We start from the raw sequence: 17,226 nt of genomic DNA on the forward strand, positions 1-17,226 counted from the left end.
GAGAGGACGGGCGTAATGGCCTCAGTGCTTCAGCGGGGCGAGAGTCTGGCTCTGTACGCTGGATGTCTGTGCCGAGTAGGGGCGACTGGCGTCATAGCTCGCCGGATAGGGATTGTTGCCGACGACGTCCTGCGTGGCAGTTGTACGCGCGGCGGTGGCAGCCTGTGACACGCGGGACGTCGCTGTGGCTGCGCTGCTGGTGGGCAGCTTGGCTACGGACATCAGGGCGCGGCGCAGCGGATCGGCAGACGGGTTGTTGACGCGCATCGTTACGACGATGTCTTCGGGGCCGACGGTCTGGTTGTAATAGGCCCGGTTGGCGCCACTATCGACCGTCAGCTTGGAACCACCCAGCGCTGCACCGGCATACAGGCCCTCGTTCTTCTGGGCGGCGTAGATGTCGGTATTGTGCGCACCAGCCGTGCTGTCCTCCAGACCCGAGCCGATGCTGGCGAAGGAGGCGGAGGCGGAGGCATCAAACTTGAACTGGCTGTCCAGAATGGCCTGGATGCCGCGCTGGGACATGATGAACAGGATTGTTTCCGTGCTCTGCACACCAAGCTGAAGCCCCATCGAGGCCGTACCCAGACGGTAGAATGCCGGGTCGGACCATGACCCGCGGGCATCGCGGCTCAGAAGCACGCAGCGGCCACCCGAGCCGCCGATCCCGAAGGACATGTTCAGCACGGAGGGGCAGACCATGACGGCCTTGGCTTCTGCCAGCAGTTTCTGGGAGCGGGACTGCGCTGTTGTTCCCGTGAAGAGATCCTGAACCGCCAGCGTGGCGCGATCGACAATGATCTGCTGCTGGCTGGCCGTGGTCTGGGGAGCATCGGAACAGGCTGACAGGGCGGCGCAGCCCGAAGCGACGAGCATGGTCTTACGCAGGAGACCGGACAGGGTCATGGAGGATACCTTCTGCAGTCATCGTAGGAATATTTCCCCGCACTATGCGCCAAATGCGGCCAAATCACGAGTGCGGGGCGGAAGGGATGTCAGATTTCCACGTCAACGGCGGCGGACAGGGCCTTCGCAATGCCGGGCGCGGCAGCAAGAATGGTTGCCCCGCCCGTCAGGCCGCCTGTCTGAAGGAAAGGCGAGACCGCGGCCCCGGCTTCCGAAAGGATGACCAGTGCGGCTGCCACATCCCAGAGCTGGATGACGATTTCCAGATACCCGTCGGAGCGCCCGCAGGCCACGTCGGCCAGGGCCAGCGCACCCGATCCGCCGGAGCGCGGCATTGCGCCGAGCGCCATGATGGCGGCGATCTTCTCGTTGAAGGTTTCGGTCGTCACGCGCGCGGACCAGCCCATTTCGATCATGGCTTCCTGCGTGTTCGTGATGGGGGACGCCTTGATCGGCTTGCCGTTCAGGAACGCGCCCTTGCCCTTCTGGGCCGTGAAGACTTCGCCAAGCGCCGGAGCATCGATTATGCCGGCAACGGGCTCGTCTCCGTCCAGCAGGCCGAGCGACACGCACCAGCGGTCACGGCCGCGTGCATAATTGGAGGTACCGTCGATCGGGTCCACGACCCAGCGGAAGCCGCCCTGACGCGTCGCACCATTTTCCTCGCCCTGAAAGCCATCCTCGGGGAAAAGCTCCTGGATGCGGCGGCTGACAAAGGCTTCGACGGCGCCATCCGTCTCGGTCAGGTAGTCCTGCCGGCCCTTGAGGGTCCCGGTCGGACCACCCGGAGCAGGGCGCAGGGAGAGGGCAAGCCGGGCCGCATCGCGCACAACGGAACGGGCGGCTTCGAGGCGGACGGCAATCGGATCGAAGGTCATGGAACTGTCCTAGTCTGTGCGCCGTGCAGCGCGGAGAGATGCCGTAATGGCGGGGTCTTCAAGGCTCATGAGACGGCTTGCGGCCGTTGTCGCAAACAGATGCAGCAGCGTGCGTCGTCGTGCGGGAGCCAGCTTGTGGAGCGCGGGCTCCCGAATGATCGTGCATTCTGCCAGAATATTGTCGCGCAGGGCAGCAGGGACGGCGCTGACGCTGACGACGATCAGGCCCACATCCGGCGGAATAAGATCCAGCGGAAAGCCATCATCCACCGCGAAAAACAGCCGGTCGGACCAGTCCCGGTATTCGGGCCATTTCTGATCGGTTTGGAAATCGCGCAGGCCGGATTTGATCTCGATGCAGTTCAGGGAATGATCGGGCAGGAGCGCCATGATGTCCGCGCGGCGTCCCGCGGCGGGAAGAGCGAATTCATTGATGGCGGCCCAGTTCATTGTCCGGCACAATCCGAGGACGGCGCGCCGGATGGCCAACTGCGTTTCCGGCAGGCCACAGGATGTTGCAGCGGGATTTTCGGCAAGAACCGTACTCATGGTTCCATCCTGCCCCGATCTGCGCTCTACGTCTGCCCCGGCAGGCTTTTTTTGAAGCTGTATTTTTACGGGAGAGTGCCTCATGCCATTTTTGCGAACGGATCACTGGCGATGCGCCATCGTTCATGCGCCTCTGGCTGAGGTGGTCGAAGCGGCCAGTCTGAACGGCTTTCCCATCACGACTCTGCCCGATATCGGGGATCACTGTTTTCTGGCCGATCCGTTCGGATTCTGGCGGGACGGAAAGCTGTACGTCTTTGCCGAGGCCTTCGATTACCGCAGCCCCACGGGAACGATCGAGGTCCTGATCTATGACGGAACGGGCCGTCTGCTGTCGCGTGAAACCGTTCTGCAGGAGCCCTGGCATCTGTCCTACCCGTTCGTGTTCGCGCATGAGGGCGAGGTCTATATGCTGCCCGAGGCCAGCGCTTCGGGGCGTCTTTCGCTTTATCGGGCAAAGTCGTTTCCGCGTGAGTGGGAACGGGTCGAGGCCTTCGACTTCCCCGAAGCCGCGATCGATGCCACGCCATTTCAGTATGCCGGTCGCTGGTGGATGTTCTGGACGCCTGCAGGGAGCAAGGACGAACGGCAGAGCCTTCTGAACATTTCCGTGGCCGACACCCTGATGGGGCCTTGGAAAAACCTCGGGCTTTTCCTGAACGACCGGGCAGGGGCACGTCCCGGGGGCACGCCGGTTCTCGTGGATGGAAAGATCTTCCTGCCCACGCAGGACTGCCGGGGAACCTATGGCCGCGGGATCCGGCTGCTGGAAATCGAAGGGCTGGAGCGGGGGCTGCCGAAAGTCACGCCTGGCCTGTCTATTTCCATCCCGGCGTCTTTGAGGAAGCGGTATCCGGACGGGATGCACACCCTGTCCGCAGCCGGGCAGGTGACGCTGATTGACGTCAAGAAAATCGGGATTGGCCCTAGGCGGGACCTGCTCAATCTGAAGCGCCGGATTTTCGGCGCCTGAGAAGTGCGTATCCCCGGGCGCTCAGAAGCCCGGGATACGATCCAGCACGGCATTGCCATGCCTGACGAACGCTTCAGGCCCGAAGCGTTCCAGCACCCGCTTGCGGGACCGGGCGCCCATGGCCGCGAGATCGGCCGGTCTGCCGATCAGGTCCGCCAGAGCTGCCGCAAGGGCAGGGGCATTGTCGAACGGCACGATGCGTCCCGTCTCACCGTCGAGAATGCTCGACGCCAGTTCGCCCGCAGGGGTGGAAACGACCGGAAGGGCACAGGACATGGCTTCATGCCCCGCGACACACATGCCCTCCCAGTGCGAGGACTGGACGTAAAGATGCAGCGTCTTCAGGAAATCAAACGGCTTTGACTCGTAGCCCAGCAGGTCGATCGGCAGGTTGCCGGCCGTAATGCGGGCCTGAAGCGCTGCATGTTCGGGACCATCCCCTGCAATCTGAAGACGGAATGGCGGTAGGTCCGGATGGTCTTTGAGAAGGGCTACGGCCTCGCACAGAATGTCATACGCCTTGACCGGGTTCAGACGTCCCAATGTCCCGACGCGCACAACTTCGCCTTCTTTCCACGGCGTGGCCACAGGGGCGTCCGGATCGGCACGGAAAATGGGCCAGGCGACGAAATTGTCCGTGAGGCCCAGTTCCTTCGCGGCAAAGGTGATGACGGACTGGGAGTCGGCGACCCAGAGCGTCGTGTAGGGGCGGCACAGGCGCAGCAGGAAGGCGTTGACCTTCTTCAGCCGTCCGCAATGCTGCCAGTGAACCGTCGGGGTCTTGTGACGCAGGGCAACCAGCTGCCCCAGAAGCGTGGCGCGACTCAGCGACGTCCAGATCAGGTCCGGCTGAAACGCCTCCATCTCGTCCCGCAGCCAGCGATAGGCCGCGATATGGTCCCGCGTCGTGCCTTCCCGGACGCGCACGGGGATGCCGGCGGCTTCGATCAGCGGGATGGCGAGGCCGTCCTTGCGGGCCAGGGCGAAGACGGTCACATCCCCGCCGCGCGCCTTCAGAACGGATACGATGTCCGGAATGGGAAGCTGTGCGCCACCACATTCGAGGGAATTTATGATGTAGGCGATTTTCATGGGGTCGTCTGGGCCAGGATTTTTTCAGCCAGCGTCAGGTCGGAGGGCTTGTCCACGTCCACGGCAGCGCGCCCGTCCGAGAGTGTCACCAGACGCACATTTGCGCCCGTCAGCGTCCGGATGCGGCGATACAGGGCCGTGGAATCGAGTGTACGGGTCACGGCCCGCAGCAGAGTGCCGATCCCAAGCGTCAGGGCCATCCGGAGCGGGCGCTTGCGGTTCTGCTGAAGGCGCTTCCACAGTTCGATGATATTCCGACCCTTCGGCGTATTGATCAGGAACAGGTTGCAGCCGGAAAAGCTCATGTCAGACAGGTGGATATAGGTCCGTTTCGTGCCGGGCACATCGCGTTCAACCGTCGCACGCAGCGCCACGCCCGCCGCAAGATCGCAGCCCTGCGCCTTGGCGAGGAATTCCTGAATCCATTCCGGACGCAGGAGGGCGTGATCGGCTGTCGTCACCAGACAGGGCGTGCCGATCCGGACAATGGCTTCAGCCACGCTCTCGCTGGGAGAGGGGGCAGAACGCAGGATGGTAGCGTTACCGGCAAGATCCCTGATGCAGTCCGGATTTTCGATGCTGATCGTGACGGGGCCAAGGCCGGGCGTGCGGGCAATCGTATCGAGCACGCGGGCCAGCATGGGCTGACCGCCGACGGGAAGGAGAGCCTTGTGGGAAACCTGACCGAGTTTCGCAAGCACATCGTTCTCGCCGTCCCGGGACCCGGCGAGAACCAGAACCGGAAGCGTCATGCCGCGCGGTTACGGTCTGCTGCGGCGCGGGCGGAGGCCGGACGTGCGCCATCGGGACGGTCACGCGGGGGGGAGCCTGTCAGGTCCATGACCCACGGATAACGATGGGCTTCCTCAATGTCGTAACCAAGGTTGAAGACATGCTTGCTGCGGGGCCGGTCGCGGGCTTCGCGGTAGAAACTGCTGAACAGACGGTCCGGCACGTAGTTCGTGATGCCGTAATTGCCGTCTTCATCGTGGAAATGGTGCAGGACGTGAAGCTGCTTGATGTCCGCCACCCATTTCCAGCGCGGCTTGTAGGCCAGATGCTGGATGCAGTGGAAGAATTCGTAGATGCAGGTCATGACCAGCGCGGTCGAAAGCGCACAGAACGCACCGCTCCATCCTGCGATCAGCCCGCCGATCGGCATTGTGATGATCGCCATGGTCGGCACCGTGTTCAGCGGGGAGCCGAAAAGCACGTCCAGCAGATGCGGGTCCTGATGATGGTCGAAATGGATGCGCTTCCACAGGGAAGCGGTCCAGTGGTTGCGGTACAGCCAGCGCCCGTGAAGGATGAAGCGGTGGATCGCATACCAGGCCAGCGGATAGACCACGATCACGACGGGAACGGGAATGAGCGTCGCCCACAGCGCGGTCGAGAAATGCAGGGCGGCCCAGGCGGACACTGCGATCAGCGCGAAATAGAGCAGGATCGTCGGATAGGTCAGATAGGCGAACCACAGCTGCGGGAGGTTCATCTTTCCCAGATCGAAGCTGCGACCCGTCCTGATGGCGGACATGTTGCGCCAGGGCGCCTTGAAGTTGCTCATCGTTCCTCCATCCGCAAAAGCCAGGTCAGCCCGAGAAGGGTCCCCAGGAGCGGTCCGACGCTGACGGCCAGCGGAGCTGGCAGCGTCCCCGCGTTTCCAAGTGCGGAAATCATTCCCTGCAGGATGACGAAACCCATTCCAGCGGCCAGAACATACACCGGCAGCGGATTTCGAAGTCCTGCACGGGGAGGGATATAGATCACCGGGAGCGTCAATAGAAGCATTACTGCAATTTCGACAGGTAAAATCATCCCGCTGAAGAGGGCCATACGATACGTGGCCCGGGGTAGACTTGCGGGTGCGCCCTTGTGAAGAATGGCGCTGACCTGCGCCGGCGTGACGGTCGCTCCGTTCTGCGAGAGCGTCATGATGACCGAGGGAGTGGCCGGGATGACGAAGGTGCTGTCGCCCTTTGTAACATTCACGTACGACTTGTCATCGGACAGGGAAAGATCCTGCGCCCCATCGGGATGCCACTGTCCGTCACGGTATGTCAGGACATTCGTGTGTTCGGTGCCGGTCAGCAGACCCGTGTTGTCCCGGTGATAGATCGTCACGTCCCGCAGGAACGTGCCGCCCTGGGCGATCTGCCCGATCCGGACCAGCATGGGCCCCGCGCGAAACCACAGGATATTGTCCTCGGGCTGCCCGTCCTGCCCCGCGAGCGGATCCGTGCGGTTCCACCACGTTGTGAGGGCGTTTTCGCAGGCCGGGACCAGCCAGTACTGGGCGCAGGTTCCCCCGATCCCCGCGATCAGCACCGCGGGAAGGAGAAGACGGTACAGCGCAGGGGTTGAAAGCCCGGCCGCCCGCAGGGCCGAGATTTCGCTCGACAGGGTCATCTGCGTGAGCAGGAACAGCGCGCCCACCATGAAGGCGAGCGGCAGGATGTCGATGCTCAGGGCAGGCAGGTGCAGGAAGGCGAAGGTCAGGATGCCGCGAAAGCCGAGATGTCGGTTCAGGATTGGCGTCGTCTTTTCAAGAAGCGCCAGAATTTCCAGCAGCGAGACGAGGACGGCCCCGCACAGCAAAAAGCGTCCCAGAAGGGCACGGTTGAGCGCCTTGATGAGGACATGGCGCGGCATGGCAGGTGTGGAGTCGCTCATGCCGGCGCCCTTGTAAGCTTGCGCCGTCGCCACGACCCACGGGAACGGCGCAGCAGGGCCGCCAGACAGCCGACGCAGAACAGCAGTTCCGGGACCCAGATCGCCAGCCAGATGGGAAGACGTCCGGTCGAGGCGAGGCTGTGGCCGAACATGAGTGTCTGGTCGAAGCCGATCAGGATTACGGCCACCGCAATCAGCCCCCAGACGGATTTTCTTCGCCGGGCGCTGATGGCCAGCGCGACAGCAAGCGGCGGAATGAACGGAATGGCGATGGCGCGGGCCATACGGAAATCCATTTCGGCCCGGAGTGTGCGGTATTCGATGCCAGGCAGGCCATAACGCAGGTCATGCGCCAGTTCGAACAGGGTCAGTTCACGCTCGTCGGCCCCGCGGGAGCGGAAGGAGGTTTCCTTGTTCGGCCGGTCGATAACGCGGACGACGTGTTCGAAATGCGTCACGGTCGGCTTGTGGGGTTTGGTGGCCTGGAACGGATCATCCACGATTTCCCCGTTCCACAGGTCGAGGCGGGTGCTGCGGGTCTTTTCCGAAATGGTCAGCGCGCCGGTTCGGGCCGTGATGATGTGAGCCACGCCATTGGCATTCACTTCCCGGATGAAAACCCGTCTGAGGCGGGTGCCGGCATGGCTGACACTGTCGGCCGTCATGACGGCCTTGCTGGACGTGGAGGCGAACATTCCCGCCTGAAGATGTGGGGCCCAGCCGGTATGCTCGGCGAAATAGAAGCCCGCGCGATAGTCATAGCGGGCCACGGGCTGGATATAGCCGTACAGGAACACGCTGGCCGCCCCGAGAAGCAGCCCCACGATCATGAAAGGGCGACTGATTCGCATCAGCGAGACCCGCCCGGCCTGAAGCGCGTCGATCTCGTTGTTGTCGCTCATGCCCCGGATAGTGAGGAACACCGCGATACACAGCGCCGCGGGCAGGGCGATACCGAAATAATGGGGCAGAAGATCCGTCAGGAGCGCGATACAGGTCCCGAGCGAACTTCCCGCCGAAGCCAGATAGTCGAAGAGCGACAGCAGGCGTTCCAGCAGCAGCGCGACCAGCATCGCCAGAAGCGCGATCGCAAAGGGCGGTGCCATCTGTGTCAGCAGATACCGGTCCAGAATATGGGCCCGCTGTTTCACGCCTCTGTCCTTCCCGAGCGGTTCCATGACGCCCGTTCACTGACGGAGCCATCGAGCCGGTGACGTGCCAGAGTGATTGTCCAGCCCTTCCTATATGGGTGGATGCTCAGGCGATTCCAGCAGGCCTGACGGTGCGGGCGTTCATCCGTCAGCGAGGCAGACGCCACACCGAGCAGCGGAATGTCCGTGCCGGCGATATGGGTCAGCGTTGCGTCATGGGAGTGTCCGTGCAGCACGATTTCCGCTCCGGCCCGCCTGAAAACGGCGGCGACTTCCCTGTGATCGAGCAGGGACTTCCGCCAGGGCACGAGCCCGCGCCGGGGAGGGTGATGGATCATCACGACCCGGCACAGCCCTTCCCGGCCGAGCTCTTCCAGCAGCGCCTCAAGCCGCTCACGCTGCCGGTGTCCGACGCGCCCGCAGGCCATGAACGGCGCAGTCGGAATGCCGGAATTGACGCCGACGATCGCAACCCCGTTCTGGATGCGGACATACGGATACTGCCGGGCCGACCAGCGTTCCCACTGGTGCAGACCGGCCGAGGCCGGCTGGCGGACCATGCAGTCATGATTGCCGGGAATCACGAGTGCCTGAGCAGGCAGGGCATCGAGCCAGCGTGCGGCTGCGGCAAACTCGTCGTGCGTTCCGAAATTGGTCAAATCCCCGCTGACGAGGATGGTGTCCACGTCCGAGCGCCCGATATCTTTCACCAGCGCAGCGCAGGTCTGTTCGAGATGGACGTACCGGCGGTGCTTCTTCCAAGACAGAAGGCTCAGGGCGCGCTTGTTGAGCGCCTCACGCCAGTGGACCGGGGGCGGGGGCAGGTGCGGATCCGAAATATGGGCCAGTGTGACAGTGGGGGTGACAGCGGGCGCAGGCGTGATGACAGGGGACGTTTGCCGCGACGAGATGGGATCTGCGGGCAGGTCAGGGGTCATGATCAGAAAAGGGCCTTGTCAGTATCCACGTCAGAAGCCGGCATCCGGGCGCGCCGGGATGCCATGTTCTGGCAGTTCCATCATAGCCGTGCTAGACCCGCCCGCATAGCCGAACGCCATACGAAGATTGCCTCACCTAGTGCGCATTGCCTTGATCCATAATGCCCGTAGCCGGAAAAACCGCCGGAACGGTTCCAGTTTTGCTGTCGAGGCCCAGGCCCTTCTGGGGAAGGATTTCGTGCCTTCCGATACTCGGGAGGGGACAACCGAACATGTCCGCCAGCTTTATGAGCGTGGGATCGACACCATTCTCATCGATGGCGGCGACGGGACGGTCAGCACGGCCCTGACCGCCATCGCACGCGCTTATCCTGCCGACAGGCTTCCGGATATCGTGGTCCTGGCGTCCGGCAACACGAACCTCATTGCAGGAGACGTTGGTTTCGGCCTGCGCGGAATGGAGGCAATCCAGCGTCTGCGGCAGGGCGCGCTGCGCTCCAGCGTGCGGACGCCGATCCGTCTGTCCTGGCCCGGAACCGACCGCATGCCCGTGCTTGGCCTGTTCGGGGGCTGCGCGGGATATGCACGTGCCGTCCGCATTGCCCATTCGCCGACCGTCCTGCGTTTCGCGCCCCATGATCTTGCGGTCGGCATCACGCTGCTCTCGACATTCGTCAGCCTCATGTTCCGCAAAAGCCGCGAGGAATGGCTCCGTGGCGACCCGCTGCGGATCGAAACCGGCGGCCATGTCTATGACGGGCAGAGCTTCATGTTCCTGACGACAGGGCTTTCGCGCCTGTCCCGCGGGATCTGGCCCTTCTGGGATGCCGAGCCCAATGTCGAAGGACTGCGCTATCTGGACGTGAGCGCCTGGCCGGACAGTCTGCTCCGGGCGACGGCTGCCCTTCTGTGTGGACGCGCACCGCGCTGGCTGCGTCGTCACCCGGATTATGTGAGCGGACGGACGGACGACATGACGCTGGTGACGGAAAGCGATTTCGTGCTCGATGGCGAGGTCTTCAGTGCAGCACCAGGCGGTGTGCTGCGTCTGGAGCGTGCGTCCCGCTTCCGGTTCCTGCATGCCTGACGCGCTCGAACAGCGCCTGATCGGCGAACTGACGACGCCGGTCGATCCGGGCGTCGTCGCCTTTGCCGATGCGCTGGCCCGTGCCTGTCCCGTCCTGCCGCTGGGCGTAGTGTTCTATGGCTCGCTTCTGCGCAAAGCTGATCCGGACGGTATTCTCGACTTCTATATCATTACCGAAAACGCCGCGGGTTTTGCGGGTGGACTGGTGGCCCGGACCGGTAATCTCGTCCTGCCGCCCAATGTCCGTTATTCCGAATTCCGTCATGACGGCCGGGTTCTGAGAGCAAAGATCGCAGTACTGTCACAGGCGCAGTTCGAAGCCCGAACGGGGCTCGGCGCGCTCGACACAACGATCTGGGCGCGGTTCTGTCAGCCCGTGCGGCTGGTCTGGGTGCGGGATCCGCAAAGCGCGGATGCCATCCTGTCGCTGATCGCAGGCTGCGTGACGACGGCGGCGTGCTGGGCGGCTCTGCTGGGCGATGTGTCCATGACGGCGCTGGAGTTCTGGCAGACCCTTTTCGCCCATACCTATGCGTCCGAACTGCGGGTCGAGAAGAAGGGACGAGGTAACAGCATTCTTGAAGGGCAGGAGGCGCGTTACGCTGCCCTGCTGACACTGGGATGGGCACGGGGACATCTTCAGTTCTCGGCTCATGGCGACAGGCTTGAACCCGTCATCCACGAGGAACTTCGCCGGAAAGCGGCCCGTCGCTGGGCGCTGATCCAGACATCCGGGCGGCCACGCAATGTGGCCAGACTGCTGAAGGCCGCCTTCACTTTTGAAAACGGCGCGTCCTATCTGGCATGGAAGATCCAGCGCCATACGGGTTTTGACATGCAGCTGTCGCCCTTCGAGAGCCGCCATCCGCTTGTGATGCTGCCCCGGCTTCTGTGGCGTGCGCGGCGGCTTCTGGTTCGTCCGAAAGCCTGAAGCAAAAAGGGGGATCCGGTGGATCCCCCTTTTTTATGGATTACAGTCCGAAGTGCCGGGCAACTTCGCCGAAGACGGCCACGGCGCGGTCGATTTCCTCGGGGGAATGGGCCGCCATGACCGAGCAGCGCAGCAGCGGCCGGTTGTCAGGCGTGGCCGGCGGGAGCGAGAGGTTCACATAGACCCCGTTTTCCAGCAGCGCGTTCCAGAAGCCCACGGCCTGATCCACGGTCTCCAGCGTCACGGCAACAACCGGGGAGACGTGCTCGCCTGTTTTCAGGCCGACCTTCTGGAGCCCGGAATGCAGACGGGTCGCATTTTCCTGAAGCTTCGTTCGCAGTTCCGGACGGGCCTGCATGTCTTCAAGCGCTGCCATTGTGGCTGCGATGATTTCGGGGGGCAGGGACGCCGTGAACATGTAGGGGCGCGAGCACAGACGCATCAGGTCTACGCCGTCATGGTTCGTGACGCAGTAACCGCCGACGGTCCCGAGGGACTTGGAGAAGGTGCCGACTACGAAGTCGATCCCGTCCTCGCAGCCCTGCATTTCAGCAACGCCACGGCCATGCGCGCCCAGAACGCCGAACGAATGGGCCTCGTCAGCCATCAAATACGCGCCGTAGCGCGTCTTGATGTCGACGAACTTGTCCAGCGGGGCAACATTGCCCGTCATGGAATAGATGCCCTCGGCGATGATGAGCTTGGCGCCCTGGTGGTCCTTCAGGCGTGCCAGACGCTTTTCCAGATCGACCGGATCGTTGTGGCGGAAGCGGATGACCTGCGCGCCGGACAGCTTGGCGCCGTCATAGATGCTGGCATGGCTGTCCGCATCAAGCAGCAGGACGTCGTCCTTGTTCACCAGAGCCGAGATCGTGCCCAGATTGGCCTGATACCCGGTCGAGAACACCATGCAGTACTTGCGGCGGAAGAACTCGGCGAGCTTTGCTTCCAGCTTGCGGTGCAGACCGAAGGTGCCGTTCGCAATGCGGGAGCCCGTCGTGCCGACGCCCATCGTCTCGGCCGTTTCCACGGCTGCTTCGATGGCTTTCTTCGACTGGCTGAGACCAAGATAGTTGTTGGTCCCGAAGAGCAGCGTCTCGCGCCCTTCGATGATCCCGACGCTTGCGGAGATCGGACGTTCGATCACGACCTCGAACGGGTTGCGCGGGGAAGCGGCCGTGAGGCCTTCATAGGCTTCGCGCAGCCCCTGGTGCTTGGCGAAAATATCCGTCACGCGTGGGCGACCTTCAGCGTGTGCAGGCAGCCGGCAAGGTCGTTGATGGTGCGGATATCGGCCAGCTTGTCGAGTGGGACGGAGACGTCGAGCTCGTCTTCGATTTCCATGACGAAGTTCATGACGGCCAGGCTGTCAAAGGCCAGGTCTTCGACAATCTTGCTGTTGCCATCGATGTCCCGGGGAACTTTCGGATTGGCAAGCAGTTTCTCAATGATCATTCCGGAAATACCGGCGACGCTGTCAGTCATGGACTTCAACTCTCGGTGTCTGTGCAATCTTGGGCAAGCCTTATGCTCCAAACCGGCCCCCTTCGCCACCCCTTTGCCTCTTCAGGCAGCAGGGCGGTCGGAGCCGGTCCGGGATCAGGCGACCGAAGACGTGGTTTCGGGCTGCTGCTCGAACTGACCGGAGAGCAGCATGGTCTTGGCCTTCGCGCGGGTCAGCTTGCCCGACGAGGTCTGGGGAAGCGTGCGGGGCGGTACAAGAATGACGTCGACATCCACGCCGTGCTGGCGGCGGAACAGACTCGTGACCTCGTCGCGGAGCTGGTTGCGGCTCTCATCCTCGGTCGCGCGGCACTGGACGAGTGCGACGATCTTCTCGCCTTCGTCGCCATCCACGGAGAAAACGGCCACGTCACGCGAACGCAGGCTCGGGATCTCGCTTTCGGCGGACCATTCCAGATCCTGCGGCCAGATGTTGCGGCCGTTGATGATGATCAGGTCCTTGGCGCGGCCGGTGACGACGATCTGGCCATTGAGGTGATAGCCAAGATCACCCGTGTTCAGCCAGCCATCCGCATCGAGGACGGCCTCGGTCTCGTCGGGACGGCGGAAATAGCCGCACATGAGACTCGGTCCACGGACATAGACGGTGCCGACCTGCCGGTCCGCCAGATCATGTCCTGCGGCGTCGCGGACTTCGATCTGATGATCGGGAAGGGCCTCGCCGCACAGGACGAAGGTCCGCAGCGGATGGGACGGATCGTTGGAAGGCTCGGCAATACCGTCCTTCTCAAGGCGGCGCAGATCGATCGTGTCGGTCTGGATGCCGGTGTTGAGCGGGGCGAAGCTGATGGCAAGCGTCGCCTCGGCCATGCCGTAGCTCGCGACGAAGGACGTGGCCCGGAAGCCGTTCGAGGCGAAACGCTCCGCAAAGCCTTCGAGGATATGATGGCGGATCATGTCACCGCCAATACCGGCAATGCGCCAGCACGACAGATCCAGATCGGCCTGACCGCTGCGGCGGGCGCAGAGCTCGTACCCGAAGGAGGGGCTGTAGGCGATTGTGCCGCGGTTGCGGGAAATCAGGTCCAGCCAGACATGCGGACGACGCGCGAATTCGCGGGTAGGCAGCAGATCGACGGAAAGCTGGCAGGTCAGGGGCGTCAGGAAGAAGCCGACCAGTCCCATGTCATGATAGAGCGGCAGCCAGGAGACGCAGCGGTCATCGCGCGGGTCTTCGGCTGGATAGACGTGAAGACCGTCGCGGGCGATGGCGCGGGCATTGGCCATGCCGGCCGCCTGCGTGACCGAAACGCCCATCGGAAAACGTGTGCTACCCGAGGAAAACTGGAGATAGGACAGGGCTGTCGGGGAGATTTCCGGCAGTTCGACACGGGCTTCGGCGTGGCGGTACAGATCGGCCGGCGAGCCGCCGAAGACCAGATCGAGACCATCGACGATATCCGCCGTCCAGCTTCCGATCACGTCGGGCACCACAACGGCGCGGGCCGCAGCGCTCTGGATCATGCCGCGCAGCGTCGTCACATAACCCTCGCGGCCGCCGAAGGCGACCGGCAGGGGGAGCGGCGCCGGGACCAGGCCAGCATACTGGCAGCCGAAGAAGATCCGGGCAAAGTCCCCATCGCTTTCCGCCACGATCGCAACGCGATCGCCCGGGACCAGACCAAGACCCAGCAGGCGGCAGGCCATGGAACGGGCCTGCTCGCGCAGCAGACGGTATGGCAATGCCTCGAGAAGCTGCCCCCGGCCGGAATAGATGTTGAATCCGCTCTCACCCTGGGCCGCGTAATCAAGGGCGGCCGCAAAGCTGGGGAAATCTCCGTAGCGTCTTTCCAGGCCGGAGCGGCTTGGCGTCGGAACGGGATTGGCGGTTGGGTTCTGGTTGGCCTCGGTCAAACCTGGACTAGCTCCGTTTGGATTACCTGACATCAGGCAGCCCTTTTCAGAAAATCGACAATTGCATCCGCGGCAGCGGGAGCAGTGGGCTCATCGCCCAGTGTTTCGAATGTCTCTAATACATATTGGCGCTGCGCCTCAAGAAAACGAGGATGCGTTTCGAAAGCATTCTCTATCTTGGAGCCCAGATCCGATACATTTTCCGTCACTGGCCCCAGTGTCCAGAACTGGTAGTCCGGATTTCCATGCCATTTGACATGGTGGGCGTTGAGAAAGAGACAAGGGCGCGGGCGGATCATGAACTCGGCCACCTGGCTGCTGACATCCCCCAGATAGAGGTCTGCCCCCATCGTATAGGTCATATCGATGCTCCGGTGGCTGCCCGGGTCGATCAGCATGTGCGGCAGATGCCCATACTGGCGCCTCAGGGCTTCCCCCTCTTCTCGGTGATTGTCGAAGAGACGGAAATGCGGTGCGAAAACAAGGTTGTAGCGATCCTGCGTGGCAAAGAACTGCAGGATATGATGACCCATTTCCGGCCAGGAGGACAGGCGGCGCAGGAAATGCGGATTATACAGGATCGTTGGCCGGTTGTTGTTAAAGAGTTTTGGCCGTTTCGCATCCATGCGCCGCACGAGATCAAACTTGGCGTAGGTGCCGCGATGATAGGCGCCGGGGCGGATGATACCCTTTTCCAGCATGCGCTGTTCCACCTTGCGTCCGGGAACCAGCAGGAAATCGAACTTTCCCAGATGCCGGGCAAAACCGATCGCCCGGTCCCCGGCGCCATGGCCCGTCCAGATCATTTTCGGACGCCGCACGCCCATGCGGCGGAGCTGCAGGGACGTCGCTTCCGGCACGATGATCGCATCGAAGGTCCGGAAATAATGCCGGGAGGCGAAAAGCCCGATCAGGCGGTCCACCACCCGAAGCCCGTGCAGTTCGATCCGGCGACGGAGCTTGGGGGAGATCGGGAGCAGATCGAACTGCACCCGGGCTTCCGGATAGAGCGTGGCCAGTGAGCGTGCCAGTTCGAGATGGCTCACGGTCAGGCATGAGACATGGACTGCAACGTCCGGATGGCGCGCGGAGACTTCCAGCGCGATCGGCAGGGCGTGGAGGGTCTGGTGACGCTGGCCGATAAGGGGGAAAGCCACCTTCATGCCGCAAGCCCCTGCGGGCTGCGGGCCGTGCGGATCACGAAGACAAGCTGGATCGTGATCAGAAGGGTGACGCCACATAATGTCGCCGGGCCGACGCCGCTCAGCCCGTAATGGCGAACCATCATCACCAGGGCCGGAAGGAAGAAGGTACATTCCAGAACACGGGCTCCGATCGCGGCGCCGGAGCGGTTCGTCGTGAACAGCAGCGGCTCCAGCGGCAGGCCCCAGACGGTGACCACTTCCGCGGCCAGCAGCCACAGCGTGACGGGAAGAGCCTCTGTCGCCCCCTTGTGGCCGATATAGAGCTGAAGGAGCGGGCGTCCGGCGAACAGCGTCAGCAGGAGCAGGGCCGTTCCGATTCCGCCAGCCATCAGGGCAATCTGGCCCGTCAGGCGATACAGCCGGTTCATGGCCCTGTCGCGCCACAGCCGGGCCATTTCGGGATAGACGGTCGTCTGGATCAGGGTCGCCGGTTTGGCGATTCCGGCCGCGATCTGGCTTGCGATCCGGTAGTAGCCAGCGCTCGTCGGACCGACGAAGGCGCCGACCACGAGGGTGCCGATATGGCCGAAGGCGAGGGCGAGCGTGGAATTGAGGTTCGTGTTCAGCGCGAAACGCCAGATCCCCGGATAGGTGCGGAAAAACTGTCCGCTCAGGATCTCTGGAAGGATACCGCGCATTTCATGGAAGAGGCCGCGGATCAGGTCCCGGCGATACATCTCGCGGGCCGCCATGAAAAAGATCGTGCCCCAGGCTGCCACTTCCGCTGCGATCCAGACACTGGCAAGTGCCGTCACGGACGCCCAGCCCAGAGCCATCGAGGCCGTGCCGATCACGCGGACGATGGTGGCCACGGTGCCCTGTACGGCCAGCAGGTCGTACCGGTCGAAAACCCGCAGAAGGCCCGTTGCGGTGGCGGATGCCATGAAAAGGATGGAGACGCAGTAAACCACGCCGATGACGTGAATCTCAGGTGGCCAGCCCAGAAGATTCATGGCCAGAAGGCTGATGAGGACGCCCCCGCCAAAACCCAGCAGACCGCCGACGCTGTCCAGCAGCAGACTGAAGGAGACGATTTTCTGGAAACCGCGACGGTCACCCTGCGTTAGGGGGCGCAGGCCATAATGCAGAACGGTCTGCCAGGACTGGAAATCCACGATGTCGCCCATCGTCCGTGCGAAGGCATACATCATCGCGACGAGTCCGAAGCTGTAGCTCCCCAGCAGATGGGTCGCCATCCAGATATGGATGAGGCTCAGCGGAGCATTGACTGCGCGCCCTCCCAGAAGGACGCCCAGATTGCTCATGACGCGCTGGACACCGCCGGGTCTTGCAGCCTGAGAAGACGATGAGTCGTCTGACATCAATTTATGGAAACTTTCGTGACAGTCTTGCCGTTAACTCCGTTGGGCACCAGAAATAGGCGTTTCCCCGGAAATCTGAACTCACTTTTTGTGACCGAAGATTGCATTCGCATGCAACGCATGGCGTCTTGTTGCGCAGAATTCCC

Annotated in this window: 17 protein-coding genes; 3 read left to right on the plus strand and 14 right to left on the minus strand. The window is 62.9% G+C overall.

All coding sequences use genetic code 11. From position 1 onward, the window contains the following. Positions 1-21: 21 nt before the first annotated feature. From GLS_RS10915 to GLS_RS10925, 3 genes are all read right to left on the minus strand, one after another. Complete coding sequence (locus tag GLS_RS10915) at positions 22-906, minus strand: lipid-binding SYLF domain-containing protein (protein ID WP_041112237.1); 885 nt, start codon at positions 904-906, stop codon at positions 22-24. Positions 907-995: 89 nt separating this feature from the next. Then, the gene (locus GLS_RS10920; RefSeq protein WP_041112238.1) at positions 996-1,784 is read right to left on the minus strand and encodes an inositol monophosphatase family protein; all 789 of its coding nucleotides are present in this window, start codon (positions 1,782-1,784) and stop codon (positions 996-998) included. A gap of 9 nt (positions 1,785-1,793) precedes the next feature. Next, entirely contained in the window at positions 1,794-2,333 is a 540-nt protein-coding gene (locus GLS_RS10925; protein WP_041112239.1) for an MmcB family DNA repair protein, read from the minus strand. Between the two features lie 82 nt (positions 2,334-2,415). Between GLS_RS10925 and GLS_RS10930 the strand changes: the two genes are divergently transcribed. After that, positions 2,416-3,306 (plus strand): glucosamine inositolphosphorylceramide transferase family protein, encoded by an 891-nt coding sequence (locus GLS_RS10930; RefSeq protein WP_041112240.1) that lies wholly within the window; start codon positions 2,416-2,418, stop codon positions 3,304-3,306. A 21-nt stretch (positions 3,307-3,327) separates the two neighbouring features. Here GLS_RS10930 and GLS_RS10935 read toward each other — a convergent pair whose 3' ends face one another. Genes GLS_RS10935 through GLS_RS10960 form a run of 6 tightly spaced genes read right to left on the minus strand, consistent with a single transcriptional unit; the run spans position 3,328 to position 9,157 of the window. Then, complete coding sequence (locus GLS_RS10935; RefSeq protein ID WP_041112241.1) at positions 3,328-4,398, minus strand: glycosyltransferase; 1,071 nt, start codon at positions 4,396-4,398, stop codon at positions 3,328-3,330. Then, positions 4,395-5,150 (minus strand): nucleotidyltransferase family protein, encoded by a 756-nt coding sequence (locus tag GLS_RS10940; RefSeq protein ID WP_041112242.1) that lies wholly within the window; start codon positions 5,148-5,150, stop codon positions 4,395-4,397. Before GLS_RS10940 ends, GLS_RS10935 begins: the two co-directional genes overlap by 4 nt. Next, positions 5,147-5,962, minus strand: coding sequence for a sterol desaturase family protein (locus GLS_RS10945; protein ID WP_041112243.1), 816 nt, complete (start codon positions 5,960-5,962; stop codon positions 5,147-5,149). The genes GLS_RS10940 and GLS_RS10945 overlap by 4 nt, the downstream gene beginning before the upstream one ends. Then, on the minus strand, positions 5,959-7,068 hold the full coding sequence (locus tag GLS_RS10950; protein WP_193363817.1) for an LptF/LptG family permease: 1,110 nt from the start codon (positions 7,066-7,068) through the stop codon (positions 5,959-5,961). Before GLS_RS10950 ends, GLS_RS10945 begins: the two co-directional genes overlap by 4 nt. Next, a complete protein-coding gene (locus GLS_RS10955) occupies positions 7,065-8,219 on the minus strand; it encodes an LptF/LptG family permease (RefSeq protein WP_041112244.1) in 1,155 nt (384 codons plus the stop codon). Before GLS_RS10955 ends, GLS_RS10950 begins: the two co-directional genes overlap by 4 nt. Beyond that, positions 8,216-9,157: a metallophosphoesterase family protein gene (locus GLS_RS10960; RefSeq protein ID WP_080691961.1), complete on the minus strand. Its 942-nt coding sequence runs from the start codon at positions 9,155-9,157 to the stop codon at positions 8,216-8,218. Before GLS_RS10960 ends, GLS_RS10955 begins: the two co-directional genes overlap by 4 nt. A 139-nt stretch (positions 9,158-9,296) precedes the next feature. Here GLS_RS10960 and GLS_RS10965 point away from each other — a divergent pair, with 139 nt between their 5' ends. Both GLS_RS10965 and GLS_RS10970 read left to right on the plus strand, forming a co-directional pair. Beyond that, positions 9,297-10,244, plus strand: a complete 948-nt coding sequence (locus GLS_RS10965; protein WP_041112245.1) for a diacylglycerol/lipid kinase family protein — start codon at positions 9,297-9,299, stop codon at positions 10,242-10,244. Further along, positions 10,237-11,175 (plus strand): hypothetical protein, encoded by a 939-nt coding sequence (locus GLS_RS10970; protein WP_041112246.1) that lies wholly within the window; start codon positions 10,237-10,239, stop codon positions 11,173-11,175. Before GLS_RS10965 ends, GLS_RS10970 begins: the two co-directional genes overlap by 8 nt. 40 nt (positions 11,176-11,215) lie before the next feature. Here the strand turns inward: GLS_RS10970 and spt are convergent, their stop codons facing one another. The 5 genes from spt to GLS_RS10995 form a co-directional block, all read right to left on the minus strand. After that, positions 11,216-12,409 carry a serine palmitoyltransferase gene (gene spt / locus GLS_RS10975; RefSeq protein WP_041112247.1) on the minus strand — a complete coding sequence of 398 codons (1,194 nt, stop codon included), beginning with the start codon at positions 12,407-12,409 and terminating at the stop codon, positions 11,216-11,218. Then, complete coding sequence (locus GLS_RS10980) at positions 12,406-12,660, minus strand: acyl carrier protein (RefSeq protein ID WP_011253570.1); 255 nt, start codon at positions 12,658-12,660, stop codon at positions 12,406-12,408. Before GLS_RS10980 ends, spt begins: the two co-directional genes overlap by 4 nt. A 114-nt stretch (positions 12,661-12,774) precedes the next feature. Further along, a complete protein-coding gene (locus tag GLS_RS10985) occupies positions 12,775-14,586 on the minus strand; it encodes a fatty acyl-AMP ligase (protein ID WP_193363818.1) in 1,812 nt (603 codons plus the stop codon). Next, positions 14,586-15,716 carry a hypothetical protein gene (locus GLS_RS10990; RefSeq protein WP_041112249.1) on the minus strand — a complete coding sequence of 377 codons (1,131 nt, stop codon included), beginning with the start codon at positions 15,714-15,716 and terminating at the stop codon, positions 14,586-14,588. Before GLS_RS10990 ends, GLS_RS10985 begins: the two co-directional genes overlap by 1 nt. Beyond that, complete coding sequence (locus tag GLS_RS10995) at positions 15,713-17,080, minus strand: lipopolysaccharide biosynthesis protein (protein WP_041112250.1); 1,368 nt, start codon at positions 17,078-17,080, stop codon at positions 15,713-15,715. The genes GLS_RS10990 and GLS_RS10995 overlap by 4 nt, the downstream gene beginning before the upstream one ends. Between the last annotated feature and the right edge of the window lie 146 nt (positions 17,081-17,226).

It is taken from the genome of Gluconobacter oxydans DSM 3504 (assembly GCF_000583855.1).
In the GTDB taxonomy this organism is placed as follows: Bacteria; Pseudomonadota; Alphaproteobacteria; order Acetobacterales; family Acetobacteraceae; genus Gluconobacter; species Gluconobacter oxydans.

What these genes read in the sequence shown, in the direction of transcription:
- GLS_RS10915 (WP_041112237.1), bottom strand. Translation starts at nt 906, where the DNA reads ATGACCCTGTCCGGTCTCCTGCGTAAGACCATGCTCGTCGCTTCGGGC.
- GLS_RS10920 (WP_041112238.1), bottom strand. Translation starts at nt 1,784, where the DNA reads ATGACCTTCGATCCGATTGCCGTCCGCCTCGAAGCCGCCCGTTCCGTT.
- GLS_RS10925 (WP_041112239.1), bottom strand. Translation starts at nt 2,333, where the DNA reads ATGAGTACGGTTCTTGCCGAAAATCCCGCTGCAACATCCTGTGGCCTG.
- GLS_RS10930 (WP_041112240.1), top strand. Translation starts at nt 2,416, where the DNA reads ATGCCATTTTTGCGAACGGATCACTGGCGATGCGCCATCGTTCATGCG.
- GLS_RS10935 (WP_041112241.1), bottom strand. Translation starts at nt 4,398, where the DNA reads ATGAAAATCGCCTACATCATAAATTCCCTCGAATGTGGTGGCGCACAG.
- GLS_RS10940 (WP_041112242.1), bottom strand. Translation starts at nt 5,150, where the DNA reads ATGACGCTTCCGGTTCTGGTTCTCGCCGGGTCCCGGGACGGCGAGAAC.
- GLS_RS10945 (WP_041112243.1), bottom strand. Translation starts at nt 5,962, where the DNA reads ATGAGCAACTTCAAGGCGCCCTGGCGCAACATGTCCGCCATCAGGACG.
- GLS_RS10950 (WP_193363817.1), bottom strand. Translation starts at nt 7,068, where the DNA reads ATGAGCGACTCCACACCTGCCATGCCGCGCCATGTCCTCATCAAGGCG.
- GLS_RS10960 (WP_080691961.1), bottom strand. Translation starts at nt 9,157, where the DNA reads ATGACCCCTGACCTGCCCGCAGATCCCATCTCGTCGCGGCAAACGTCC.
- GLS_RS10970 (WP_041112246.1), top strand. Translation starts at nt 10,237, where the DNA reads ATGCCTGACGCGCTCGAACAGCGCCTGATCGGCGAACTGACGACGCCG.
- GLS_RS10980 (WP_011253570.1), bottom strand. Translation starts at nt 12,660, where the DNA reads ATGACTGACAGCGTCGCCGGTATTTCCGGAATGATCATTGAGAAACTG.
- GLS_RS10985 (WP_193363818.1), bottom strand. Translation starts at nt 14,586, where the DNA reads ATGTCAGGTAATCCAAACGGAGCTAGTCCAGGTTTGACCGAGGCCAAC.
- GLS_RS10990 (WP_041112249.1), bottom strand. Translation starts at nt 15,716, where the DNA reads ATGAAGGTGGCTTTCCCCCTTATCGGCCAGCGTCACCAGACCCTCCAC.
- GLS_RS10995 (WP_041112250.1), bottom strand. Translation starts at nt 17,080, where the DNA reads ATGTCAGACGACTCATCGTCTTCTCAGGCTGCAAGACCCGGCGGTGTC.